Origin of the sequence: Shinella zoogloeoides, from assembly GCF_030733845.1 — a bacterium.
Classification (GTDB): Bacteria; Pseudomonadota; Alphaproteobacteria; order Rhizobiales; family Rhizobiaceae; genus Shinella; species Shinella zoogloeoides_C.
Genome location: NZ_CP132311.1, coordinates 2,032,813 through 2,057,991, shown reverse-complemented (window position 1 = coordinate 2,057,991; position 25,179 = coordinate 2,032,813). Strand labels below are relative to the sequence as shown.

Sequence of the window (25,179 nt, the reverse complement as noted above, 5' to 3'; positions counted from 1 at the left end):
AATATGATAGGGAAATGTGAAATCTTTCATATTGTTGTTCTCGGAATCTTTTACACGAAAGATATGGGAGAGGGACATGGCGGCAATTCCGAAGACGGCGAACGAGGGTATCCCCGCCGACGAGGCGTCCGACGATCTCACCCGGCTCGCCGAGCGCCACCTGGTGCAGCCCTGGCCGGTGTCCGGCTCCATCGGCGCGGAGGCGCGCGGGCGGATCATGTCGGGTGAGAGCATCTATGTGACGGATGCCGCGGGCCGGAAGCTGATCGACGGCCCTGCCGGCATGTGGTGCGTCAATGCCGGCCACCGCAACCGGGAACTCGCCGACGTCATGGCGGCACAGGCGATGGAACTCTCCTACAATTCGCCCTGGTACACGACGAACACACCGTCCGCGGTGCTTTCCGCGCGGCTGGCGGAACATGCGCCCGAGGGCGTCGATCATGTCTTCTACACGACGGGCGGCTCCTCGGCGGTCGAGACGGCGCTGCGCTTCATGCAGTTCGCCAACAATGTGAAGGGGAGACCGGAGAAGAAGCTGATCGTCTCGCGGCAGGGCGGCTATCACGGATCGACCTATCTTTCCGCCTCGCTCAACGGCCGGCCGCGCGATCATGACTGGATGGACAGCGCCGCCGATCTGGTGGTGAAGCTCTCGTGCCCAAATCCCTTCCGCCGGCCGGACGGCCTGAGCATGGAAGCCTTTTGCGATGTGCTGGTGGAAGAGTTCCGCCAGGTCATCGAGGAGAAGGGGGCGGAGAACATCGGCGCCTTCATTGCGGAGCCCGTCATGGCGTCGGGCGGCGTCATCGTGCCGCCGCCCGGCTATCTCAAGCGCATGCACGCGCTTTGCCGGCAGAACGATATCCTCTTCATCGCCGACGAGGTGGTGACGGCCTTCGGGCGCCTCGGCCATGTCTTCGCGTCGAAGGACGTCTTCGACATCGAGCCCGACATGATCACCTTTGCGAAAGGCGTCACGTCAGGCTATTTCCCGCTCGGCGGCGTGATGATCGCCGGACGGCTCTTCGAGGAGCTGCGCCGCTCGAACCATTCCGAAGCGATGTTCGCGCATGGGCTAACCTATTCCAGCCACCCGGTCGGCTGTGCCGTGGCGCTGAAGAACCTCGACATCCTGGAAGGCGGGTTGCTGGAGCATACGCGCGGGGTGGCGGATCATTTCCAGGCGAGCCTCAAGGCGCTGGAGGACCTGCCGCTGGTGGGGGAGGTGCGCGGGCTCGGGCTGATGGCCTGCGTCGAATGCGTTGCCGACCGCGCGAGCAACAATCCGCTGACGCTCGACCTCGAAGTGGGAAAGCGCATCGACAAACATTGCCAGGAACTTGGCCTCCTGGTGCGTCCGCTCATCCACATGTGCGTAATGTCGCCGCCGCTCACCATCACGACCGGCCAGATCGACGACATGGCGGCGATCCTGCGCCGGGGCATCGAACTGACGATGGACGACCTGACGCGCGAGGGGCTGTGGAAGGGCTAAGCCTTTCCGGATGCTCCGTCTGGAGCGACATTCCCCGATCCAGACGATTGAGGCCCGCGAAAGCGGGCCTCCCTTTGCGTGGACCGGTGGTCGCGCCTAGCCTTGCAGGCCCGCATTGACGCTGGCCATATCCTTCTCCTCCGGCGCATCCTTCAGCGTCACCACCGGCAGCACCTTGCGCAGGTGGTCGTGGTGCGTGCGCACGCCGTATTCGAGGTCGGAGAGATAGAAGCCGGCAAAGGCGTTCGAGGTCATCGCCTCGTTCGACCAGACGGTGAGCTGCACGTCCTCGGCCTGCGTGTCGCGGTCGATGCGGAAGGCGAGGTAGCGGGCGAGGCGGTGGGCGCGGTCCTCCTCGCGGTGACGGTAGATGCCGCCGCGCAATAGAGTCCTGCCGACGCCGACCGGAAACTCCTGGTAGAACTGCACGGTCTCGGGCGTCACGGCGATGACGCAGTTCGGGAAGAGGCCGAAATAGATCCAGGCCTTGCGCAGGCGCTCGGGAAGCTGGGTGTTCTCCGGCGAGATCTTCACGTAGTTGCGCACGCTCCAGCGGCGGCCGGCATGTGGATTGTAGGTTGCGAAGGAGCGGCAGAGGCCTTCGACGAAAGGTTCGTCGTAATAGGTGGAGCCGTAGAGGTCCTGCAGGGCGGGATGCGCCATGGCGACATGGTAGCCCTCATTGTCGACGTCGCGCACGGACTTCCAGTTGACCGGCGTCTCCTGCGTCCAGATATCGCCCGTCGGTAGCATCTCCTGCGACCGATAGTGCGACAGCTCCTCCTCGAAGGGCTTCATCAGCTCGGCGACGGAGGGCTGCGGGCCGGGCGCGAAGCGGATGAAGACGAAACCCTGCCAGATCTCGCACTCGAGCGATTTCAGTGCGAATTCGTTCTTGTCGAGCGGCGGGAAGCTCTTCGGCCGGGCGGCGCCGCGCAGGGTTCCGTCGAGATTGTAGACCCAGCCGTGGAAGGGACAGACCAGCGCGTTGCGGCAGGAGCCCTTCTCGTCCGCGACGAGGCGGGAGCCGCGGTGACGGCAGATGTTGTGGAAGGCGCGCACGTCGCCGTCCTGTCCGCGCAGGATGAGCGCGCGCTCGCCGACGACGTCCATGGCAAGGTAGTTGCCGGGCTCGGGAATGTCGGAGACGTGGCAGGCGATCTGCCAGTGCTCGCGGAAGACATGCTGCTTTTCCAGCTCCAGCAAGGCGGGGCTATGGTAACACCAGCCCGGAAGTCCGCTCCGGTCCCAATCGTTCGGAACGCTGATATCGCGGATCATCTCGTTCATGGTGCTCCCCTTATTTTGCTGAACGTTCATTCAATATAAGCACATTTCTCCTTCAAAAGGAATGGGTTGTGGAAAGTCGTTGTTTCCATAATGGCGAATTCCCGGCCGCAGGGCGGCCGGGGCAGGGTGGATTTGCGGCGAAAAAACGCGGCGGCGCCGGGGCTTAACGGCAGACCTTCACACGCTTGACGACGATATGGCCCCACTTGTTGTAGCGCTTGATCTTCTTCCAGAAGCAGTGACGGTGATGGCCGTAGTAGTGGCTGACATAGCCGCCGTGATGGCCGCCCCAGCCGTGGCCGCCGCCGAAGCCGAAATAGAAGCCGCCGGCCTGCGAGGGCGCTGCGAAGGATACCGCTGCGACGGTCGCGACAACGGCGGACATGATGAACTTGCGCATTTCAGGTCTCCTCTCTTCCAGGAAATGGATGAACCATTTCATCCAGTAGGATCACTCTGGCAGGAGGGGACGTCCGGCGCTGTTCCGGCGGGAACAGGCCGTTATCTGTCAAGTTCGGGGTAGATGCGGTCCATGTAGCTCGGCCTCAGTTTCTCGCCGATCATGCAATCCTGGGCTTGTCCCTGGGCGGGGATCACGCGGGCGGGCGGCGTGACGCCGCTGACTTCGAGGATCAGCTTGCGGCGGATGGCGATGGCGAAGTCCTCCGCCTCCTGCACCGGCAGCACGAAGGCGCCGGGCCCGCCGATCACGCAGTTGGAATAGTAGTCGTCGAGCGAATCGAAGGCGACGGAGGGGCGGATCATGATGGCAAGGCCGTTGATGATGATGCCGAGGGCGGTCGCCGCATCGCGCGCCGGCGTCACCGGAGCGCCGAAATTGTTGGGCCCGTCGCCGGAAACGTCGATGACGCGGCGCATGCCGGAATAGGGATTGCTGTCGAAGAGCTTCGCGCCGTAAGCGATGGCGCCGGAAATCGAGGTGCCGCGTCGCGTGGCGATCGGGCGTGCCTCCAGCAGGGCGGCGAAGGCTTCGGCCTCCTCGGGGCCGGAGATGACCTGCCAGGGGATGTGGGAATTGTCGCGGATCGTGCCGGCCCATTCGAAATAGCTGATGGCGATGCGGCCGTTCAGCCCGTCGCGCACGGCATTGATGAAATCGGGATGGCGGAGCGCGTCCACATAGCCGGCGCGCTGTACCTGCGCCTCTTCCAGGTCCATGGAGCCGGAGACGTCGACCGCCAGCACCAGTTCGACATCAACCTCCCCGCCGGAGGTGGCGGCGATTTCGGCGCCGGCCGTCAGGCTCATCAGCAAGGCAAGCGTCGTCAGCATGACCGTCACCCATCCGTGCATATCCCATCGCCAAATGTAGCACGAGCGGCGCGGGGAAAGAGCAGGCCATCTTCAAAAATCGGTGATGGACGGCGAATAGCGGCCCGGCGGCATCCGTCTGCTTGTGTGTCTTGGGATTGCCGGACAAGCGGGCGATGCCCGGGAAAGTGGAGCGACATGGGTTTCAAGGATGTTCTTGCCGGTCTTCGCGGCCGCTTTTTCGCTCGTGCGCCTGCCGGGTCGGCGGAGCCGCTTTCCGAGGAGGAGCAATTGGTTCGCGACTACGACCTCTCCCTCGTCGAGCTCCATGATGAGATTACGGCCCTGATTCCCCAGCGCGACGCCATGCGTGCGGCCTGGCGGAATGGCGATTTCGAGACCTATCAGCGGGCTTTCGAAGCGGCGCGGGCGGGCGGCGTCATCGCGGAAAACGGCAGGCCGCTCTATTCACTGGTGCAGGGCTGGTTCCTGGAACCCTTCCTGGAGCTGCCCGACGACGAGGAGGCGGTGCAGGCGCATGAGGACGGGCTCGCCCCTTTCCGGGCATTCTTCCAGCGCAGCCCGTCGCCCTTTTCCGCCGCCACCTATGCCGACGCCCTGCGCGTGACGGGCTTCGTGCGGCGCGGCACCGGCTGGGGACGCGACGTGCGGGCAGACCAGTGGCAGGGCTACGAAGCGCTGCTGAAGGAGGCGGACGCGGTGCTCGACGGCCATGCCGATCCGAACGATTTCAGCTGGCGCATGAGCGATTACCGCCGTTCGGCCAACGAGGGCAATTTCGAGACGTTCAAGGCACGCTTCGAGCGCGCCTGGCTGCTCGACCGCTACAATATCGATCTTTGCCGCTCCCATGCCCGCATGATCATGCCGCGCTGGCTCGGGCGGGACGAGCACGACCTCGAGGATTTCGCCCGCCGGGCAGCTAAGCTGACCGAGGACCGTTTCGGGTTGGGCTTCTATGCGCTGATCCAGCAGGCGAACACCGAGGTCGGCAATCATGAGCTTGCCGATACGCTTTGCGATCCCGATCTGGTGAAGCAGGGCTTCGAGGATCTGCTTGCGCGTTTCCCGGCGCCGAGCGTGATGAACCTCTATGCCGACGCGCTGGAATGGATGGGCGATACGGAGGCGCTGGCCGATCTGCTGGAAACCCGCTTCCGCGTGATGGTGCCGCAGATCTGGTATGGCGAGACGCGCAGCGACCGGATCTCCTACCTCTTCGCCACGCTGCTCGAAGCGGCGGAAGTGCTGGAGCAGCGCCGCGCGGCACGATAGGGCGACGCTACAGCGCCGTCAGCTCGCGGATTGCCATGCGCTTGTAGGCCTCGACCAGCGCATCGCCTTCCGCCCGCGCCACCGAGATGGCGAGGCGCATGGTGGCTTCGCCGAGATGCATGACGAGGAGGGCGCTGGCATCGATCCGGGCGGCATCCGCCGCCGGGCGCAGCGCCTTCAGCCGCGCGGCGAGCAACGCGCCGTTGCGCCGGCTTTCTTCCACCTCCATGGCGCGCAGGGCGCCGTCGGCCTGCACGGCCGACCAGATGTCGCGGATCACCGGTTCGGCGAGGAAGATCGCATAGTAGGTATCGATCAGCGCGCCGAAGGCGGCGGCTAGGTCCTCCATCGACCCGACCGCCGACAGGCCCTCGGCGATGCAGGCGCGGCTTTCCTCGTTGCAGCGTTCGGCCAGCGCGTGCACGACGGCACTCTTGTCGGGAAAATACTGGTAGAGCGAACCGATCGAAATGCCCGTGCGCTGGGCAAGCTCGCTCATGCGCAGGGCGTCGCTGCCCGTTTCGGCAATCATCTCCGTGGCATTGGAAAGGATCGCATCCACCCGTTCGCGGCTGCGCTTCTGGCTGGGCGCGCGGCGCATCTGCGTGTCGTTCATCGCTTTCTCCAGGGGCTGATGCAGGGCCGTTTCAAATCGTCCTTGACAAATACGAGGATTTCTCACATTTTGCAAATATGAGTATTACTCACATTTTGGAGGATGGAACATGACGGACAAGCGTTTTCTGGTTCTGGGCGGCGAGGGCAAGACAGGGCGGCCGGTCGCCGAACGGCTCCGTGAAAGGGGACATGAGGTGCGGATCGGCTCGCGATCGGCCGCGATCCCGTTCGACTGGCGCGATCCCTCGGGCTGGCCGGCAGCGCTGGAAGGCGTGCATGCCGTCTACATCGCCTACCAGCCGGATCTCGCCGTGTCGGGTTCGGACGATGACATCCGCCGGCTTTCTCGTCTTGCCGCCGAGGCGGGCGTATGGCGGCTCGTGCTGCTTTCCGGCCGAGGCGAGGATGCGGCCGAGGTAAGCGAGGCGGCGATGAAGGAGGCCGGCATCGCCTGGACGGTGCTGCGCGGCAGCTGGTTCTTCCAGAATTTCAGCGAGGGCCTGTTTGCCGAGCCGTTCCTTGGCGGCGAACTGGTCCTGCCGTCGGCGACGGTGCGCGAGCCCTTCGTCGATACGCGCGACATTGCCGATGTGGCCGTCGCCGCGTTGACGCAGGACGGGCATGCGGGCAAGACCTACGAGCTCACCGGTCCACGGCTGATGACGTTCCGCGAGGCTGTGGCGGAATTTTCCGCCGCTGGCGGGCGCGACGTCGTCTATACGTCCGTTACCGTCGAGGCTTATGCGGGCATGCTGCGCGAAGCGCACATGCCCGAAGATGTCATCTGGCTCGTCACCTATCTTTTCGGCTCGGTGCTCGACGGGCGGAATGAACGGTTGAGCGGCGATATCGCGCAGGTGCTCGGGCGCCCGCCGCGCGACTTTGCAGATTTTGCCCGCGAAACGGCCGAAACCGGCTTCTGGAGGACCTGACCATGGCAAGCGCGTTTCCCATCCTGACCTTCCTCGCCATCCTCGCGGCGGCCTTGAATGCGGGACTCTTCTTCATCTTCTCCGTCTGCATCATGGCCGCCTTCGCGCGCCTTTCGCCGGCAGAGGGCGCGGCGGCGATGAACGCCATCAACGTCGTCATCCAGAACCCCTGGTTCTTTTCGGCCTTCTTCGGCGCGGCGCTGCTGTCGCTGGTGCTGGCGGTGCTCGGCTTCCTGCAGGGTGGGGCCGGTGGGCTCACGGCGGCGGCAGGCGGCATCGTCTTCCTCGTCGCGGTCATCGGCGTGACGATCGTCTTCAACGTGCCGCTCAACGACGCGCTGGCTGCCGCTCCCGCCGGCAGCGCGGAACAGGCCGCGCTCTGGCAGCGCTATCTCGACGTCTGGACGATGTGGAACCATGTGCGCACCGCAGGCTCGCTTGCGGCGGTCGCGCTCTTCGCCTTCGCGTTCCGACAGGGCGTCCCGCTCGGCTGAGGCGGGCTGGCGCTCGCCCGTCCGGCCTGCTAGCTCTAGGATCGATCGACATTCAGCTCATGCCGGCCTGCAAACCGCGCTTTTCCGCGCTTCCGGTGCTCACGTACCGAAAGTACGCTGCGCTCCGGGTCGCGGAAAAGCACCATTTTCGGCTCGGCCTGGGCTGAATGTCGATCGATCCTAGCATCAGACGATTGCCGGAGCCGACCTTGCAGGACATCACCGATCTTTCCGCCCTTGCCCTTTCCGCCGCCATAGCCGAAGGCTGGCTCGACTGCCGGAGCGTCATGGCGGCCCATCTTACGCGGATCGAGGCGATCAATCCGCGCATCAACGCCATCGTCAGCCTGCGGCCCGCCGAAGAGCTTCTGGCCGAAGCGGAGGCGGCGGACAGGGCGCTTGCGGCGGGGGACTATCGCGGCTGGCTGCACGGCATGCCCTTCGCGGTGAAGGACCTCTCCGAGGCCAAGGGCATCCTCTGCTCCTTCGGCTCGGCGAACTATGCGGACTTCGTGCCCGACTACGACGATATCCATGTCGAGCGCATCCGCGCCGCCGGCGCCATCGTCATCGGCAAGACCAATGCGCCGGAAATGGGCCTCGGTTCGCACAGCTACAATCCGGTCTTCGGCGTGACGCGCAATCCATACGACACGGCGAAGAGCGCCGGCGGCTCGTCCGGCGGGGCGGCGGCGGCGCTGGCTGCGCGGCTGCTGCCGGTCGCCGACGGCAGCGACATGATGGGCTCGCTGCGCAATCCTGCCGGCTTCAACAATGTCGTCGGCTTCCGCCCGTCCTTCGGCCGCGTGCCCTCGCTCGGCAACGAGCTCTTCCTCGGCCAGCTTGCCGTCAACGGCCCGATGGGCCGCAGCGTGGCGGATGTCGCGGCGCTCCTGGCGACGCAGGCGGGGCACGATCCGCGCGATCCGCTGTCCCTGACCGACGAGAGCCTTTCGCTGGATCCCGACCGCGACCTCTCGGGCGCCCGCATCGGCTGGCTCGGCGATTTCGGCGGCTACCTGCCGTTCGAGCGGGGCGTGCTGGACCTCTGCCGTGCGTCGCTCGAGGTCTTCCGCCGGCTGGGCTGCGTGGTGGAGGAGGTTCCCCCCGGTTTCGACATGGACCGGCTGTGGCAGACCTGGCGCACGCTGCGCCATTTCCTCGTCGCCGGCGCGCAGGCGGCGGATTATGCCGACCCGGCGCGCCGGGCGCGCATGAAGCCGGAAATGATCTGGGAGATCGAACACGGCCACGGCCTTTCGGCCGCCGACATCTATGCCGCCTCGCTGGCGCGCAGCGACTGGCACCGCCATGTCGCGGACCTCTTCACGCGTTACGATTTCCTCATCCTGCCTTCCGCCCAGGTCTTCCCGTTCGATGCGGAACTCGACTGGCCGAAAGCGATCGACGGGCAGGCCATGGACACCTACCACCGCTGGATGGAAGTGGTGATCGGGCCGACGCTTGCCGGCCTTCCGGTCGCCGCCATGCCGGCCGGTTTCGGCGCGAACGGATTGCCCGCCGGCATTCAGATCATCGGCCGTTCGCGGCGGGATCGCGACGTGCTTTCGGCGGCCGCCGCCTATGAAAAGGCAACCGACTGGCTCGGCCGGCATCCCCAATTCTAGGGAGGCGTGGCTTTCCGGACACGCCAGCGCCGCAATTTCGTGAAAGGCACGCCTTGCCGGGTGCCGAGGACCGCCCGGCGGATTCCTTCAAAAACACGAGGCGCCGTTTAGGAATTGCTTACCATATTTCGTCATTCTTTGCTCGTTCGGCAGGGATCGGGGGCGCGTGCTCCCGCCCGCCGCCAGCGTAACGGCTTTCGGAGCGTCACTTCCGCGGCCGCGTCGAGTAACGAGTATCGGGTAACGAGTATCATGGCGTCTGTATACAGTTCCGCGCGTTCCGCGTCGAAATCCCGTCGGGGCCGTTCCGGGGGTGTCCTTTTCAGCGCATTGCTTGCCTGCGGCGTCATCGCCGGGTCCGCCTGGGCGGTCGTCTCGACGCTGGGTGCCATGCAGGAGGCGGCATCCTCCCTGTCGGAAGGCAAGAAGAACATCGCCGCCGCCTTGCATGTAAAGCCGCTCGAAACCGCGCGGCAGCACGCCGAACGCATGGTGAAGGTCGCGAAGTTCTCGCGCCTTTCGCCGCCGTCGGAAAGCGACCTGCGCCAGAAGCAGCTCACCGCCGAGGCGATCAAGATCGCGCACCAGCGCCGGATCTCCGTCCAGCTCGCCTCCGCCGTCAAGCGCGAGAAGGCCAAGGCCCTGATGCTGGAGGCCGCGTTCGCCCGCGCCGAACGCTCCGTGGATCAAGAGAAGGCGATCAGCGGCGAACCCGCGCTGGTCACCGCGCTCCTTCCCGAAAATTCCGCCCGCAAGGACATCCAGCCTTTCGGCCTCGTCATGGCAAAGCCGGAGACGGAAGAGGACGACGACATCCTCAGCGATATCCCGCTGCCCGAGGCGCGCCCCGCGCTGGAGACCGTCACGATCGAGCGCAAGCCGGCGGAGGAAAAGCCCGTCGAACGCGCCAGGCGTGAGAAAACGAAGGACAAGGACAAGGAAGACGTCGCCTTCGCCAAGCCCGAGCGCTCGCTGTTCGGCGATCTCTTCAAGAGCAAGGGCGGCAGCACCGGCTGGCCGGGCAGGGGCACGAAGGTCGCGATCTACGATGTCTCCAACGCGACGGTCCACATGCCTGACGGCACGAAGCTGCGCGCCCATTCCGGCATCGGCAAGATGCGCGACAATCCTGACTACGAGCACATCAAGATGAACGGCCCGACACCGGCCGGCATCTATCGCCTAAAGATGCGCGAGCGCCGCTTCCATGGCGTCGAGGCGATCCGCATGCTCTCGATCGACGGCCGTGACCCGAAGAACCGCACGGGCCTCTTGACCCATACCAATCTCCTGCGCGGCCAGAAGGGCTCGCACGGCTGCGTCGCCTTCCAGAACTACGAGCCGTTCCTGAACGCCTTCAAGCGGGGCCGTGTCACCATGCTGGTCGTGGTGCCGGAACTGCCGTCCTCCCGCACACGCCTCGCCGCGCTTTATCGCAAGGCCGGCGCTTGAGGGCTCGGCAGGAAACAGGTCGGGCCGTCGGGCGCGGCCTCCAGACTTGTGAATGCAGCGGGACGTGAGTTGATGGAACTGGATATCGCAAGGCCGGCGGATTACGCGTTCATCAGAACGATATGGGACCGACCGGAAAATGCCCGCTTCCTGACACCGCTCGAAGATGGCGAACTCGAGCGCGGAACCGCCGAAGGCACACTGCTCGTATGGAAGCCCGAGGGGCGCGCGGCCGGTTTTGCAAGCCTCATCAACTGGCTGCCCGGAAGCTACGCGATCGCGGAAATGGCGGTGGAGGCTCCCGGCAAGGGGCAGGGCCTTGCGTTGCTGTCCACGGTACTGGCGCGGCTTTTCGCCGATCCCCTGACCCATCGTGTGGCATTGGACGCCACCGTCGACAACGCCGCTGCCATCCGCCTCTACGAAAAAGCCGGGTTTGTGCGTGAAGGCGTGTTTCGGGATTGCTGGCGCAGGGCGGACGGCGAGCTGGTGGATTGTGCGTTCATGGCAATCCTGCGCCGGGAATGGGAGCGCCTCTACAAAGCCGAGCGCTAGCGGTCGCCGTCAGCTCCCGTCACACCCGCTCGACGAAACCGTCGAGCACGCGTTTCTGGCCGGCGCGGTCGAAGTTGATCGTCAGCTTGTTGCCCTCGATCGCCGCCACGTTGCCATTGCCGAATTTCAGGTGGAACACCCGGTCGCCGATCGCGAATTTCGACGGTTCGGCCGTGGCCGACTTGGCGATCAGCTCGCCCTCGATGGTGCGGGCGCGCGGGCCGCTCTCGCCGTAGCCGATGCGCTCGACGGCATGGCCGGAGCGTGAGCCCCAGTTGTCGCGCGTGGCATCCGTGCGGTTTGCCTGCGCGCGCCGCCAGCCGGGCGTCGAATAGGCGTTCTGGAACGGCTCCTGCTTGTCAAAGCGCGACTGGCCATAACCGCCGCGGCCATAGCCGCCATAGGACTGTTCCACTTCGGCCACTTCCACATGGCCTTCCGGCAGCTCGTCGAGGAAGCGCGAGGGCAGGGTGGATTGCCAGAGGCCGTGGATGCGGCGGTTGGAGACGAACCAGATGTGGCAGCGCCGTTTCGCCCGCGTGATGCCGACATAGGCGAGGCGGCGTTCCTCTTCCAGCCCCGACCGGCCGCCCTCGTCGAGCGCGCGCTGGTGCGGGAACAGGCCTTCCTCCCAGCCGGGCAGGAAGACCGTCTCGAATTCGAGGCCCTTGGCCGAGTGCAGCGTCATGATCGAGACGGCGTCGAGATTCTCGTTCTGCTCGGCATCCATGACCAGCGAGACGTGCTCCAGGAAGCCGCGCATCGATTCGAAGGCCTCCATCGAGCGGATGAGTTCCTTGAGGTTATCGAGGCGTCCCGGCGCTTCGGCCGACTTGTCGGCCTGCCACATGGCGGTATAGCCGCTCTCGTCGAGGATCTGCTCGGCAAGCTCGGTGTGCGGCATGGTTTCCAGCAGTGTCTGCCAGCGACGGAAATCGGTGACGACGTCGAAGAGCGCCTTGCGCGCCTTCGGCTTCAGCTCGTCCGTCTCGATGATATCGGCCGCCGCCGCGAGCATAGGAATGTCGCGGGCGCGGGCATAGTCATGCAGGTTGCGGATCGTCGTATCGCCGAGGCCGCGCTTGGGCGTGTTGACGATGCGCTCGAAGGCGAGGTCGTCGGCGGGCTGGCTGACGAGGCGGAAATAGGCGAGCGCGTCGCGGATTTCGAGGCGCTCGTAGAAGCGCGGGCCGCCAATGACGCGATAGTTCAGGCCGAGTGTGACGAACCGGTCTTCGAATTCGCGCATCTGGAAGGAGGCGCGCACGAGGATCGCCATGTCGTTGAGCTTGTGTTCCTTGCGCTGGAGCTGCTCGATCTCCTCGCCGACGGCGCGGGCCTCTTCCTCCGAGTCCCAGGCCGCATGGACGACGACCTTGTCGTCATCAGGATCGTGCCGGTCGGTGAAGAGCGTCTTGCCGAGACGGTCCTCGTTGTGGGCGATCAGGTGGCCGGCGGCGCCGAGGATATGGGCCGTCGAGCGATAGTTGCGCTCCAGCTTGATGACTTTCGCGCCGGGAAAATCCTTCTCGAAACGCAGGATGTTGTCCACTTCCGCGCCGCGCCAGCCGTAGATCGACTGGTCGTCGTCGCCGACGCAGCAGACGTTCTGCGGCGTGCCCTTCGGCCGCTGGGCGAGCAGGCGCAGCCACATGTACTGCGCCGTGTTGGTGTCCTGATACTCGTCGACGAGGATATAGCGGAAGCGCTGGTGATACTCGGCGAGCACGTCGGGATTGGCGCGGAACATGCGGATCGGGTGGAGCAAAAGGTCGCCGAAATCGCAGGCGTTCAGCGTCTTCAGGCGGTTCTGGTAGGCGACGTAGAGTTCGCGGCCCTTGCCGTTGGCGAAGGCGCGGGCGTCCCCCTCCGGGATCTGCGCCGGGTCGAGGCCCTTGTTCTTCCAGGTGTCGATCATGCCGGCGAACTGCTTTGCCGGCCAGCGCTTGTCGTCGATGCCTTCGGCCTGGAGGATCTGCTTGATCAGGCGCACGACGTCGTCAGTGTCGAGGATGGAAAAGTCCGAACGCAGGCCGACGAGCTCGGCATGGCGGCGCAGGAGTTTTACGCCGATCGAGTGGAAAGTGCCGAGCCAGGGCATGCCCTCGACCGCGCCGCCGACGAGGAGGCCGATGCGCTCCTTCATCTCGCGCGCCGCCTTGTTGGTGAAGGTCACGGCGAGAAGCTGGCTGGGGAAGGCGCGGCCGGTGGCGAGGATATGGGCGATGCGGGTGGTCAGCACGCGCGTCTTGCCGGTGCCCGCGCCGGCGAGCACGAGAACGGGGCCGTCGAGCGTTTCGACCGCCTCGCGCTGCTCGGGATTGAGGCCGGAGAGATAGTCCGGCGCACGGTGGGCGTCGCGGGCCGCCATGGCGCGCGCGGCGATGCCGATACCCGAACTGCCGCCGGCCGGCTTGGCCGGTGCCGCCGGCTTGCCGGCAAGCTGCGGGTCCTCGTCGAAGAAGGGAATGTCGTCGTAACCGCTGATCATGCGGCTCAATGTAGTGATTCGGTTCCGAAAGGCCAGTTTTCCGTTCTGCTTTTATTCCGCGGGGAAAATTTGCAGCCATAAGATTGTGGAAAGTCGTGCCGTTCAGGCCTTCCAGCGATCCGCATCGAAGACGCCGTCCACGGGCACCTGCAGGGCGGTGGCGAGCTGGTTGGTCTTGCCGGCGAGCGAGATAATGGCGAGCAGTTCGCCATATTGCGCGTCCGTCATGCCCTTGGCCTTCGCCGCCGCCGTATGGGAATGGACGCAGTAGCTGCATCCGTTCGTTACCGAGACGGCGATGTAGAGCATTTCCTTGACGAGCGGGTCGAGCGTCGAGGGTGTCGCCATAACCGCCTTCACCTCGGCCCAGGTGCGTTCCAGCAGCGCGGGATCGAAGGCGAGGTAGCGCCACAAATTGTTGACAAAATCCGATTTGCGGGTGGCGCGGATATCGTCGAACACCGCCTTGACGCGCGGATCGGCTTCGAGGTCTTCGGCGGGCTTGACGGTGCTCATGCATCTCTCCTGAAGGAAGGGCCGGCGGTCAACCGCCGGCCGATAGTGGTCAAACCAGCGCCAGGACGCGGGACGGGCCGCCCGTTCCGCCGCGCACCTTGGGCGCGCCGACGATGAGTGTTGCGCCCTTTGCCGGAAGCTGGTCCAGATTGGCCGCGCCTTCAAGCCCCCAATGGCCGGAGGCGAGCCAGGCATAATGCGTCGCGAAATCCGGCGAGAGGCCGTGGTCGAGCGACAGCGTATCGACGGCGATGCCGACGGCACTGGAATTCTCGGCGAGATACTGCACGGCTTCGACATGGAAGCCGGGGAAGTGCATCTTGCCCTCGGCGTCGGCATTGCGGAACTTGTCGGTGCCGAGATGCCTGCCCCAGCCGGAATTCAGCGCCACGCAAGCCTTTTCCGGCAGGTCGCCATTGGCCGAGATCCAGGCCTTGATGTCATCCGGCGTGAGCTGCGCATCCGGGTTCGCGTCCGCTTTCTCGCGGATATCGATGACGGCGAGCGGCACGACGAGGTCGGAGACCGGGATTTCGGCGACGGACTTGCCGTCCTCGGAAAAATGCAGCGGCGCGTCGAGATGGGTGCCGGTGTGCTCATTCACGCGCAGTTCGAACAGGTTGAACTTGTGTTCCTTGTAATTGAACTTCTGCTCGCGCCAGAACTGCTGCTGCCCGAAGAAGGTGGGAAACTCCTCGTGGAGTTCGTGGGTCAGGTCCGTCACCTTGGTCGGCGCCTGGGCGAGGGCTGGGCTCAAGGACCCGGAGCTTGCGGCGGCAACGGTGGCGGCTCCCGCGGCGGCGGCGCGGAAGAAGCTTCTTCTCGAAAGCATGCGGTTCTTCACGGTATCGATAATGCAGGCGTCACACATGGTCTTCCCCTCTCTTCGTCAATGCGTTGATGAAAGAATACTCAAATGATCTGCGGCCAGGAGGCCGTGGGAAAAGCTAGCACAAGCTTGAAGGCGGTCCAGTCCCGTCCATGCTCGCGGGAGGGGCAACGAGGGAAGATTTCTCCACGTTTTCTTACATTTCGGTAACAGAGCGGCCCGCCAATCTTACATTTCCGTAATGATCCAATTCTTTCATTGCCGGTTCATTTCCAAAGCGGGATACTTGCTCTATGTCGCGCCGCAACAGGCGACGGTTCGCCTCCATTGGAGAAAGTGTGCATGCGGGTTTGGAAACAGGTCCTCATAAGCCTCGGCGTCATTTCGGCCGGGGTCTTGCTCCTGGGCCGCTTCGTGCCTGGGGCGAACGACATGCTGGAGGCCGCGGGCCTGCCCGGCACGCTCGTCGCCGCGATTGCGCCGGCCGGTGAAGACGAAACGAAAGGCGAGGGCGGCGCGCGCCGCAGCGGTTTCGGCGGCGGTCCGGTGCTGGTCTCCACCAAGCCGGTCGCCATGACCGTCGTCAACGACCGGCTGAACGCCATCGGCGACGGCGAGGCGATCCGCACCGTGACGGTGACGCCCTATGCGACGGGCAATCTCACCGAAGTCCTCGTCGAATCCGGCAGCCGGGTGGAGCAGGGGCAGGTGATCGCCCGGCTCGACAGCGACGAGCAGAAGATCGCGGCCGACCAGGCGCGCGTGGGGCGTGAAAGCGCCGAGCAGAAGCTGAAGCGCATCGAGAACCTGCGCTCCTCGATGAGCATCGCCGACCTGCAGGACGCCCAGACGGCGCTGAAGGCGGCCGAACTGGCGCTGCAGAATGCCGAGCTTGCGCTCAGCCGCCGTGATATCACCGCGCCCTATGGCGGCGTCGTCGGCATCATCTCGGTCAATCCGGGCGACTACGTCACGACCTCCACGGCGATCGCCCGCATCGACGACCGTTCGGAAATCCTGGTCGACTACTGGGTGCCGGAGCGCTTTGCGACGAGCGTGCGCGTCGGCGGCGAGGTGACGGCGACGGCCGTCGCGCGGCCGGGCGAGACCTTCCCCGGCGCGGTGCAGGCGATCGACAACCGCATCGACCAGGAAAGCCGCACCCTGCGCGTGCGCGCCCGCATCGACAACCCGGAAGACCTCCTGCGCGCCGGCATGTCCTTCCAGGTCACCATGCGCTTTGCCGGCGACCTCTATCCGAGCGTCGATCCGCTCTCGGTGCAGTGGAGTGCGGACGGGTCCTATGTCTGGCGCGTGAAGGGCGAAAAGGTCGAGCGCGTGCCGATCCATATCGTGCAGCGCAATCCCGACCGGGTTCTCATCAAGGCGGCGCTTGCCGAGGGTGATCAGGTCGTCACCGAAGGCCTCCAGACGCTTCGGCCGGGCGGTGCGGTGCGCACCGTCGCCGAGCAGCAAACGCCCGCCGTGACGGAGGGCTCGTAATGTCGGGGGAGGCGAACGGGCTCAACGACGGCGGCAAGGCGGGCTTTACCGCGCTCTTCATCCGCCGGCCGATCTTCGCGCTCGTCCTCAACACGCTCATCGTCGTCGCGGGCCTTGCCGCCTTCAACGGCGTGGAAATCCGCGAGCTTCCCTCCGTCGACCAGCCCGTAATAAGCGTGACGACCGATTTCGACGGCGCCTCGCCGGAGACGGTCGACCGTGAGTTGACCGATGTCATCGAGGGCGCGGTCTCGCGCGTCCAGGGCATCAAGGACATCTCCTCGCAGTCCTCCTTCGGCCGCAGCCGCGTCACGCTGCAGTTCTCCGACACGACGGACGTGAACCAGGCCGCGAACGACGTGCGCGATGCGCTCGGCCGCGTGTCGAACCAGATCCCCGACGGCGCCGACGAGCCGCGCGTCGTAAAAGCCGATGCCGACAGCCAGCCGATCATGCGGCTTGCGCTGACCTCCGACACGCAGTCGCTCGAAGACCTGACGCTGCTCGCCGAAAACGAGATCACCGACCGTCTCGCCTCCGTCGAGGGGGTTGCCGACGTCGCCGTCTACGGCGACCAGGAGAAGATCTTCCGCGTCGACGTGGACCAGGCGAAGCTCGCCGCGCGCGGCCTGACGGTCGCGGACCTGCGCAACACGCTGGCGACCGCCGCCTTCGACGTGCCGGCCGGCTCGCTGAAAAGCCAGAGCCAGGACATTACCGTGCGCGCGACGGCGGACCTTGCCACGCCCGCCGATTTCGAGAACCTCATCCTGAAGAACCGCGTGCGCCTCGGCGACGTCGCCATGGTGACCATGGGGCCGGACGAGGGCTCGACCGCGCTGCGCTCCAACGGGCGGCAGGGCATCGGGCTTGGCGTCGTGCGCCAGGCGCAGTCCAACACGCTCGACATTTCCGAGGGCGTGAAGCAGATGGTGGCGCGGCTCGGCAGCGTCCTGCCGGAGGGTACCGAGCTTAAGATCACCAGCGACGACGCCGTCTTCATCGACGGCGCCATCCATGAGGTGGAGATCGCGCTCGTCGTCGCCGTGCTGATCGTGACGCTCGTCATCTACCTTTTCCTGCTCGACTGGCGGGCGACGCTGATCCCGACGATCAGCATGCCGATCGCGCTGATCGGCACGATCGCGGCCATCTACATGGCGGGCTTTTCCGTCAACATCCTCACGCTGCTCGCCATCGTTCTTGCGACGGGCCTTGTGGTGGACGACGCCATCGTGGTGCTGGAGAACATCGTGCGCCGCCGTGCCGAGGGCCTGAAGCCGCGCGCCGCGGCGATCCTCGGCACGCTCGAAGTGTTCTTCGCCGTCATCGCGACGACCGCGACGCTGGCCGCCGTCTTCGTGCCGCTCTCCTTCCTGCCGGGGCAGGCCGGCCGGCTGTTCCGCGAATTCGGCTTCGTGCTGGCCTTCGCCGTGCTGCTCTCCTCCTTCGTGGCGTTGACGCTCTGTCCGATGCTGGCCTCGCGCCTCCTGACCAAGGAGGTGAAACACGAGCACACCGGTATTCTCGCCCGTATCGGCGCGGTCGCCTCGCGCTTCTACCGCTCCACGCTGAGCGCCTGCCTCGGCGCGCCGCTGATCGTCTTCATGGTGGCGCTGCTGTTTACCGCCGCCGGCGCGACCTCCTTCTTCACCATCAAGTCGGAGCTGACGCCGAGCGAGGACCGGTCGATGGTGATGCTGCGCGTCAACGCCCCGCAGGGCGTGTCGCTGGAATATGCACAGGACCAGATGAAGCTGATCGAGAACAAGCTTCGCCCGCTCTATGACGACGGCGAGATCGTCAACGTCTTCTCCATTTCGGGGCAGGGCGGTTCGACGAACAGCGGCTTCATGGTGCTGACGCTTGCGCCATGGGCCGAGCGCGACCGCACGCAGCAGGAGATCGTGCAGGATATCAACGCGGCGGTGGCGACCGTGCCCTCCGTGCGCGCCTTCGCCATGCAGCCGAACAGCCTCGGCATTCGCGGCGCCGGAAACGGCTTGCAGGTCGCGCTCGTCGGCAACGACTATACCAAGCTCGGCAATGCGGCGGCCGAACTGGTGCGCAAGATCGAGGACAGCGGCCGCTTCCAGAACGTTCGCCTCAACTACGAGGCCAACCAGGCGCAGCTTTCCGTGACCGTGGACCGGGAGCGAGCCGCCGATCTCGGCATCGACATCACCGGCCTTTCGGCGGCCTTGCAGGCCATGCTGGAGGGCACCAGCGTCGTCGACGTCTATGTCGAGGGGCAGTCCTATCCGGTCAAGCTGTCCTCCACCACCGCGCCGATCAACGACCCGATGGACCTGGAGAACATCTTCCTGAAGACCGGCGACGGCAAGATCGTGCCGATGTCCTCCATCGCGACGCTCGAGGAGAAGGCCGTCGCGCCGCAGCTCTCGCGCGAGCAGCAGCTTCGCGCTGTCTCGCTCTCCGCCGGCCTCAAGGACGGCCTTGCGCTGGGCGATGCGCTCGCCATGGTGCAGGAGATGGCCGAGCCGCTGCTGCCGGAGGGATCGCGCCTGATGCCGATGGCAGAGGCTGCGACCCTGCAGGAGAATTCGAGCGGCCTCATCGTCACCTTCGGCTTCGCCATCGCCATCATCTTCCTGGTGCTGGCGGCGCAGTTCGAGAGCTTCGTCAGTGCTGTCATCATCATGGTGACGGTGCCGCTCGGCCTTGCCTGCGCCGTGTTCGCGATGATCCTGACGGGGACGACGCTCAACATCTACAGCCAGATCGGCCTCGTGCTGCTCGTCGGCATCATGGCCAAGAACGGCATCCTCATCGTCGAATTCGCCAACCAGCTCCGCGACCGCGGGCAGGATATCCGCAGCGCCATCGAGAACGCCTCGAACATCCGCCTGCGTCCCGTCCTCATGACGATGATCGCCACCGTCGTCGGCGCGGTGCCGCTGGTGCTGGCGAGCGGCGCGGGCGCCGAGGCGCGCGTCTCGCTCGGCTGGGTGCTGGTCGGGGGCCTCGGCCTTGCGACGGTCGTGACGCTCTACCTGACGCCGGTCGCCTATCTGGTGATCGCCCGCTTCACCAGCCCGCATGCAGACGAGGAACGGCGCCTCGCCGCCGAATTGCAGCATGCCGAGACCCTTGCCCTTGCCCGGCGGGAGGACGAGGCCCTGCCGCAGGCGGCGGAGTGACCTTCGCCGCTTCCGGCCGGAAATGCTGATGACGACCCGATATTGCTTCTGGACAGCCGGGCGCCAATTTGCACAGTAGCGCCTCACGGATAGTGAGGTTTGAACCATGGCATTGGCGGATATCAGGAGCGGCGCGCGCAACGAAAAAGGCATCGCGGAGGCGCTGCCGCGCCTTGCCGAGCGCTTCGGGTCGCGCTTCCAGACGGGCGAGGCTATCCGCGCCCAGCACGCGCACACCACGACCTATATCCCCGCCCAGCTTCCCGATGGCGTCGTCTTCGTGGAAAATGCCGCGGAGGTGCAGGCGGTGGTCGGGCTCTGCGCGGAGCTGAAGGTGCCGGTCATCCCCTTCGGAACGGGCTCGTCACTGGAGGGGCAGGTGAATGCGCCGCAGGGCGGAATCTCCATCGATTTCAGCGGTATGAAGCGCGTGCTGGAGGTGAATGCCGAGGACCTCGATTGCACCGTCGAGCCGGGCATCACCCGCGAGGAATTGAACACCTACCTGCGCGACACCGGCCTCTTCTTCCCGATCGATCCCGGCGCCAACGCCTCGATCGGCGGCATGGCGTCCACGCGGGCGTCCGGCACTAATGCCGTGCGCTACGGCACGATGAAGGACAATGTGCTGGCCGTGACCGCCGTGACGGCGACCGGCGAGGAAATCCGCACCGCCCGCCGGGCGCGCAAATCCTCAGCCGGCTACGATCTCACGCGCCTTTTCGTCGGAGCGGAGGGCACGCTCGGCGTTCTGACCTCGATCACGCTGCGCCTCCAGGGCATTCCCGCGGTCATCGCCGGCGGCATCTGCGGTTTCCCGACGCTGGCGGACGCCTGCAACGCCGTCATCATGACGATCCAGCTTGGCATCCCCGTCGCGCGCATCGAGCTGGTCAATACGCTTCAGATCAAGGCGTGCAACGCCTATTCCGGGTTGACCCTGCCTGAACAGCCGACGCTCTTCGTGGAGTTCCACGGCAACGAGGAGAGCGTTCGCCTGCAATCGCTCGAGTTCGGGGCGATCGCCGCCGAATGCGGCGGCGGCGAGTTCCAGTGGACGGCCGATGCGGAGGAGCGCGCAAAGCTCTGGAAGGCGCGGCACAATGTCTATTGGGCGGCCAAGGGGCTGAGGCCCGGCTACGCGGTCATCGCCACGGATGTCTGCGTGCCCATCTCGCGGCTTGCGGACTGCGTGGCGGAAACGGAGGCCGATATCGACGAGCACGGCCTGCTGGCGCCCATCGTCGGGCATGCCGGCGACGGCAATTTCCATGTCAGCATCGTCTTCGACGACAAGGATCCGCTGCATGTCGAGCAGGTGGAGGCCTTCGTCCTGCGGCTGAACGCCCGCGCGCTCGCCATGGACGGCACCTGCACCGGGGAGCATGGCATCGGGCAGGGCAAGCAGGCCTTCCTGCCGGGCGAACTCGGCGGCTCAGTCACGCTCATGCAGCAGATCAAGCGGGCGCTCGACCCGGACAACATTCTGAACCCCGGCAAGATTTTTTCGACCCTGCCGGGGAATTAGACGTTATCCTTACGGCAATTGAACGAAATTCGAGGCATGCGGCGTGCTTTCTAGGATAATGCTCTTTGTCGGCGGCCTTGTGGTCGTGGCGCTCTTCGTGGCGCTGCTCGCCCCGCTCTTCGTCGACTGGACCAGCTTCCGGCAGGATTTCGAGCGCGAGGCGAGCCGCATCATGGGCCGCACCGTCGTCGTGCACGGCAGCGTCGATGCCCGCCTGATCCCGTTCCCCTCCGTGACGCTGAACGACGTTCGAGTCGGCGCGCCTGAGGACGGCAAGCCGCTGGTCGAGGTGGCGCGCTTCTCCATGGATGCGGAACTGGCGCCCTTCCTTTCCGGCGAGGCGCTGATCTTCGACATGCGCATCGAGGAGCCCAAGGCCCGCATCAAGCTGTTGCGGGACGGCACGCTGGACTGGGCGCGCGGCCGCAAGTCCGCCATTCCCGCCCGCACCGTCATCCTCGAAAACGTCGCCATCACCGGCGGCGAGATCGAATTCGTCGACGAACAGACCGGCCGCACGCGCCATGTCACCGGCCTCGACGCACAAGTCTCGGCAAAATCGCTCGGCGGGCCGTGGCGCATCGACGGGCGCGCGGCGCTCGACGGGGAAAGCGGGGCCTTCCAGCTTGCAAGCGGGCAGGTGGAAAACGATACGCTCTCGCTGCGCGCTCGCATCGTTCCCGACCGGCTGAGCTTTACCGCGGATCTCGAAGGCGCGTTGAAGGTCGTGGATTTCCGTCCGCAATACCAGGGCGGCTTCACGCTTTCCGAAAAGCCGCGCCCGAAGGAGGAAGGGGCGGCCGACCCGCTGCGGGTCGCCGGCAAGTTCGAGCTTTCCAACGAGCGTATCCGCGTTCCCGAATATCGCCTCGAGGCAGGCCCCTTGGACGATCCCTATGTGGTGACGGGCGAGGCGACTCTGGATACCGGCCGCGCGCCGGAATTCCTGCTGATCGCCGATGGCCAGCAGATCGACGTCAGCCGTATCGGCAACAACGGAGAGACCGGCAAGACGGGCCGTAACCCGCAGGTTTCCGCCCGGCAGCGGCTTCAGGCATTGCTGGCGATCGCCGCCGACATTCCGATCCCGCAGGTGCCGGGGCGCGCCAGCCTCTTCCTGCCGGCCGTGGTGGTTGGCGATACGACCGTTCGGGAAATCCGCCTCGACGTGAAGCCGGACGGCGACAGCTGGCGCATCGACCGGGCCGATGCCCTGCTGCCCGGCCGCACGGCGCTGGAGGCGAAGGGTCGGCTGACGTTGCGGGAAAACCGCGGTTTCGTCGGCAATCTCCTGGTCGCCTCCAACCAGCCATCGGGCCTTGCGACCTGGCTTGCCGGTTCCGTCGATCCGCAGATACGCAAGTTAAAGACGGCGGGCTTTTCCGCCGAGGTGAACCTGACGGACGAGTTGCAGCGTTTCGAGAACCTCGAGATCGCCATCGGCGGCGCCTCGCTGAACGGCCGGCTGGAGCGAGAATCCCGCGTCGGCACCGCCCCTACGCTTTCACTGCAATTGCGCGGCAACGAGGTGGAGCTGGAATCGCTTCAGGCCCTCACCGGCCTCGTGGCGGGCGATACGTCGCTTTCCACCGTGCTCAGCCATTCGATCGCGCTGGACATGAAGGCGGATCGCCTTCTGGCTTTCGGCGAAAGCGCCGAGGGCGTCACCGCCGCGCTTTCGATGAAGGACGGCATCCTGACGCTGAGCCGTCTCAACATCGCTTCGCTGGAGGGCGCGGCGTTGTCGGCCAGCGGCACGATCGGCGGCTCGATTGTCGAGCCGAGCGCCGGGCTCGACATGACGCTCAAGGCTGCGGAGATGCGGCCGGTCGCCGACCTCATGGCGCGGCATCTGCCCGCCCATCCGCTGCTGTCCCGTTTCGTCGCCAATGCCGGCTACTACGACAATGCCGACCTTACCGTGCGGGCCGCCTTCTCCGGCGAGGAGGAAAGCCCGGCGACCTTCACGCTAGAAGGTCCCGTCAACGACGGGCGGATAGATCTGAAACTGTCGGCGCCGACGCTTGCAAAACTCCTGCAAGGCGGCAATTTCGACCTCGAAGGCACCATCGCCAATCCGCAGTCCGTGGTGCTCGCGGGGCAGATCGGGCTCGATCCGCTGCCCTTCGATGCCGATCCGGACGGCAGCGTCACGTTCCATGTCAGCCAGCCGCGGCGTGGCCTTGCCGATGTCTCCGCGTCCTTTGCCGCCGGCAGCACGTCGATCACCGCGAAGGGCACGGCAGTTCTCTCGGCCGAGAATTTCCTCTCGGGCTTGCTCGCCCTGAAGGCGAGAAGCGACGATATCGAACCCTACCTGATGATGAACGGCATTGCCGTGCCGCAGGCCGGCGCCGGCCTTCCGGTCGTCCTGCAGGCCTCGCTCGCGACGAGCGCCGAGGCGATCGCGATCACCGGCATCGTGGGCGAAGCGGATCGTAATGCCTTTTCGGGGAACCTGACGCTGGACCGGACGGCGCCGACGCTCAAGGGCACCGGCGCGCTGCGTTTCGACACGGTCGATTTCGGCTTTCTTGCGGAGGCGGTGGCAGGCCCGGTGACCGATGTCGTCGACGGCGGCTTGAACGCCGCGCCGCTCACGCAGCCGCTTCAGGAAGCCGCCGATATTTCCGTCGCGCTGGAGGCTGCGTCCTTCTGGCCCGGCCTCTACGGCGCCGTCGAGGGCTTCAAGGGCAATCTCGTGTGGAAGGGCGGCGAACTGACCTTGACGGATATGGCCGGCGACTGGCTCGGCGGCAGGCTTTCGGGCCGCCTCAAGGTTGCCAATGCGGACGAGAACGGACTGTTCGAGGCGCGTGCCGAACTTGCGGGGGCCGACCTGTCGAAGGTCGTCTGGACTGGCCCCGGCGGCGCGGTGGCCGCGGGCAGGGCGGATGTGACGCTTGCCGTCGACGCTTCCGGCAAGAGCGTGCGCGCCATGGTCGAGGGAGCGAGCGGTTCGGGCGAGGCGCTGGTGTCGGATTTCGCCATCCGCGGGCTCGATACCGGCGCGCTGCCCACGCTGCTGGCTGAGGCCGATCGCCTGGAAGGCGACATCACGCCGGAGCGCGTGGCCGGTTTTGCGGCGGACGCCATTTTGAAAGGCGAGGCGGTGCTGGGCAAGGCGCATATTCCTTTCGCCCTGGCCGGCGGCAAGTTGCGCATCCAGAGCGTGACGGCGGAGGACGGCAGGGCCGCGCTGTCGGGCGATGCGGATGTCGATCTCGCCAACGACACGATGACGGGGCGGCTTTCCGTGACCTACAAGGCAGGTGAGGAGGCGCTGGCCGGCGCGGAGCCGGAAGTGGCGCTCGCCTATCGCGGCCTCGTCGAGGCGCCTGGTGTCGAACTCGACGTGCAGCCGCTTGCTAACTACCTGTCGCTGCGGCGTTTCGAAACCGAACGGCGGCGTGTGGAGACATTGCAGGCGAACGTGCTGGAAAAGCAGCGCCTGCGGCGGGAGGCCGCCCTCTATCGGTCGCGTACGGAAGCCCGTGCGGCGCTTGCCGAGGCCACGCGCCTGCAGATGGAGGAGGAACAGCGCCGCCGTGCGGAGGCGCGCGAACGCGCCGAGATGGATCGTACCGTGCGCGAGGCGGAAGAGGCGGAGCGCGCCAAGCGCAAGGCCGCCGATGACGCCCGCCTGCTTTTGGAAGCGCAGGAGGAAGCGCGCCGGCTTGCGGAGCAGCGCGCGGCGGAGGAAGCCCGTAAGGCGGAGGAGGAGGCGAAGCGCCGCCGCCTGCCGGCCTCGCCCGAAGAGGGTGTCGAGCAGGGCGGCGAACTGCCGCCCGTTGATAGCGGGCAGAACCTGAATTTCGACACGCTTCCCGGCGTCAACTGACCGGTTCGGCGTCGAGTTTCCGTTTCAGCCAGTCCAGCACGAAGAGGCGCAGGGCCGAGGAGAGATTGCCCTCGACGCCGCGGGCGTCGTCGATCTCGCGCAGGAGCGCGGCGAGCGGCTGGCCGCGTTCGCCGGCAATGGCTTTTAGTTCGTCGTGGAAGGCGGGTTCGAGCGAAAAGCTCGTACGATGGCCGTGCAGCGTCGTGGAATATTTGCGGATCACGCCGATCCTCGCCCATCGATTCCGGTGATTGCCATGGCGATTCCGGTTTTGC

The 25,179-nt window shown here is 65.8% G+C and carries 19 protein-coding genes; 11 read left to right on the top strand and 8 right to left on the bottom strand.

The genetic code is table 11. The features are described from left to right. The first annotated feature begins 76 nt into the window (after positions 1 to 76). Entirely contained in the window at positions 77 to 1,498 is a 1,422-nt protein-coding gene (locus tag Q9316_RS11285) for an aminotransferase (protein WP_306031710.1), read from the top strand. 96 nt (positions 1,499 to 1,594) lie between these two features. Here the strand turns inward: Q9316_RS11285 and Q9316_RS11280 are convergent, their stop codons facing one another. The 3 genes from Q9316_RS11280 to Q9316_RS11270 all read right to left on the bottom strand — a co-directional run bounded on the left by Q9316_RS11280 (position 1,595) and on the right by Q9316_RS11270 (position 4,081). After that, complete coding sequence (locus Q9316_RS11280) at positions 1,595 to 2,788, bottom strand: aromatic ring-hydroxylating oxygenase subunit alpha (RefSeq protein WP_306031709.1); 1,194 nt, start codon at positions 2,786 to 2,788, stop codon at positions 1,595 to 1,597. A gap of 163 nt (positions 2,789 to 2,951) precedes the next feature. Further along, complete coding sequence (locus Q9316_RS11275; protein WP_306031708.1) at positions 2,952 to 3,188, bottom strand: hypothetical protein; 237 nt, start codon at positions 3,186 to 3,188, stop codon at positions 2,952 to 2,954. Between the two features lie 101 nt (positions 3,189 to 3,289). Then, positions 3,290 to 4,081 (bottom strand): DUF1194 domain-containing protein, encoded by a 792-nt coding sequence (locus tag Q9316_RS11270; RefSeq protein ID WP_306031707.1) that lies wholly within the window; start codon positions 4,079 to 4,081, stop codon positions 3,290 to 3,292. 177 nt (positions 4,082 to 4,258) lie between these two features. Between Q9316_RS11270 and Q9316_RS11265 the strand changes: the two genes are divergently transcribed. Continuing rightward, a complete protein-coding gene (locus Q9316_RS11265; RefSeq protein WP_306031706.1) occupies positions 4,259 to 5,356 on the top strand; it encodes a hypothetical protein in 1,098 nt (365 codons plus the stop codon). Positions 5,357 to 5,363: 7 nt separating this feature from the next. Here the strand turns inward: Q9316_RS11265 and Q9316_RS11260 are convergent, their stop codons facing one another. Continuing rightward, positions 5,364 to 5,972 carry a TetR/AcrR family transcriptional regulator gene (locus Q9316_RS11260; RefSeq protein ID WP_306031705.1) on the bottom strand — a complete coding sequence of 203 codons (609 nt, stop codon included), beginning with the start codon at positions 5,970 to 5,972 and terminating at the stop codon, positions 5,364 to 5,366. 109 nt (positions 5,973 to 6,081) lie between these two features. Between Q9316_RS11260 and Q9316_RS11255 the strand changes: the two genes are divergently transcribed. The 5 genes from Q9316_RS11255 to Q9316_RS11235 all read left to right on the top strand — a co-directional run bounded on the left by Q9316_RS11255 (position 6,082) and on the right by Q9316_RS11235 (position 11,035). Continuing rightward, complete coding sequence (locus Q9316_RS11255) at positions 6,082 to 6,906, top strand: SDR family oxidoreductase (RefSeq protein WP_306031704.1); 825 nt, start codon at positions 6,082 to 6,084, stop codon at positions 6,904 to 6,906. 2 nt (positions 6,907 to 6,908) lie between these two features. Further along, a complete protein-coding gene (locus Q9316_RS11250; protein ID WP_306031703.1) occupies positions 6,909 to 7,400 on the top strand; it encodes an anthrone oxygenase family protein in 492 nt (163 codons plus the stop codon). A 209-nt stretch (positions 7,401 to 7,609) separates the two neighbouring features. Further along, positions 7,610 to 9,028 carry an amidase gene (locus tag Q9316_RS11245; protein WP_306031702.1) on the top strand — a complete coding sequence of 473 codons (1,419 nt, stop codon included), beginning with the start codon at positions 7,610 to 7,612 and terminating at the stop codon, positions 9,026 to 9,028. A 252-nt stretch (positions 9,029 to 9,280) separates the two neighbouring features. Further along, positions 9,281 to 10,480: a DUF2778 domain-containing protein gene (locus Q9316_RS11240; protein ID WP_306031701.1), complete on the top strand. Its 1,200-nt coding sequence runs from the start codon at positions 9,281 to 9,283 to the stop codon at positions 10,478 to 10,480. A 72-nt stretch (positions 10,481 to 10,552) separates the two neighbouring features. After that, positions 10,553 to 11,035, top strand: a complete 483-nt coding sequence (locus tag Q9316_RS11235; RefSeq protein ID WP_306031700.1) for a GNAT family N-acetyltransferase — start codon at positions 10,553 to 10,555, stop codon at positions 11,033 to 11,035. A 19-nt stretch (positions 11,036 to 11,054) separates the two neighbouring features. On the opposite strand, the gene Q9316_RS11230 is transcribed toward Q9316_RS11235, so the two are convergent. The 3 genes from Q9316_RS11230 to Q9316_RS11220 form a co-directional block, all read right to left on the bottom strand. After that, positions 11,055 to 13,526, bottom strand: a complete 2,472-nt coding sequence (locus Q9316_RS11230) for an ATP-dependent helicase (protein WP_306035279.1) — start codon at positions 13,524 to 13,526, stop codon at positions 11,055 to 11,057. A gap of 102 nt (positions 13,527 to 13,628) precedes the next feature. Then, positions 13,629 to 14,042 carry a carboxymuconolactone decarboxylase family protein gene (locus Q9316_RS11225; RefSeq protein ID WP_306031699.1) on the bottom strand — a complete coding sequence of 138 codons (414 nt, stop codon included), beginning with the start codon at positions 14,040 to 14,042 and terminating at the stop codon, positions 13,629 to 13,631. Between the two features lie 49 nt (positions 14,043 to 14,091). Beyond that, positions 14,092 to 14,913: a cyclase family protein gene (locus tag Q9316_RS11220; protein WP_306031698.1), complete on the bottom strand. Its 822-nt coding sequence runs from the start codon at positions 14,911 to 14,913 to the stop codon at positions 14,092 to 14,094. Between the two features lie 300 nt (positions 14,914 to 15,213). Here Q9316_RS11220 and Q9316_RS11215 point away from each other — a divergent pair, with 300 nt between their 5' ends. The 4 genes from Q9316_RS11215 (at position 15,214) to Q9316_RS11200 (ending at position 24,904) form a co-directional block, all read left to right on the top strand. Continuing rightward, positions 15,214 to 16,374 carry an efflux RND transporter periplasmic adaptor subunit gene (locus Q9316_RS11215; protein ID WP_306031697.1) on the top strand — a complete coding sequence of 387 codons (1,161 nt, stop codon included), beginning with the start codon at positions 15,214 to 15,216 and terminating at the stop codon, positions 16,372 to 16,374. Continuing rightward, positions 16,374 to 19,535, top strand: coding sequence for an efflux RND transporter permease subunit (locus tag Q9316_RS11210; RefSeq protein ID WP_306031696.1), 3,162 nt, complete (start codon positions 16,374 to 16,376; stop codon positions 19,533 to 19,535). The genes Q9316_RS11215 and Q9316_RS11210 overlap by 1 nt, the downstream gene beginning before the upstream one ends. A gap of 106 nt (positions 19,536 to 19,641) precedes the next feature. Next, on the top strand, positions 19,642 to 21,063 hold the full coding sequence (locus tag Q9316_RS11205; protein ID WP_306031695.1) for an FAD-binding oxidoreductase: 1,422 nt from the start codon (positions 19,642 to 19,644) through the stop codon (positions 21,061 to 21,063). Between the two features lie 43 nt (positions 21,064 to 21,106). Beyond that, positions 21,107 to 24,904 (top strand): AsmA family protein, encoded by a 3,798-nt coding sequence (locus Q9316_RS11200; RefSeq protein WP_306031694.1) that lies wholly within the window; start codon positions 21,107 to 21,109, stop codon positions 24,902 to 24,904. Here the strand turns inward: Q9316_RS11200 and Q9316_RS11195 are convergent. Continuing rightward, a complete protein-coding gene (locus tag Q9316_RS11195) occupies positions 24,897 to 25,127 on the bottom strand; it encodes a ribbon-helix-helix domain-containing protein (RefSeq protein WP_306031693.1) in 231 nt (76 codons plus the stop codon). The two genes, Q9316_RS11200 and Q9316_RS11195, sit on opposite strands and share 8 nt — an antisense overlap. Positions 25,128 to 25,179 lie beyond the last annotated feature (52 nt).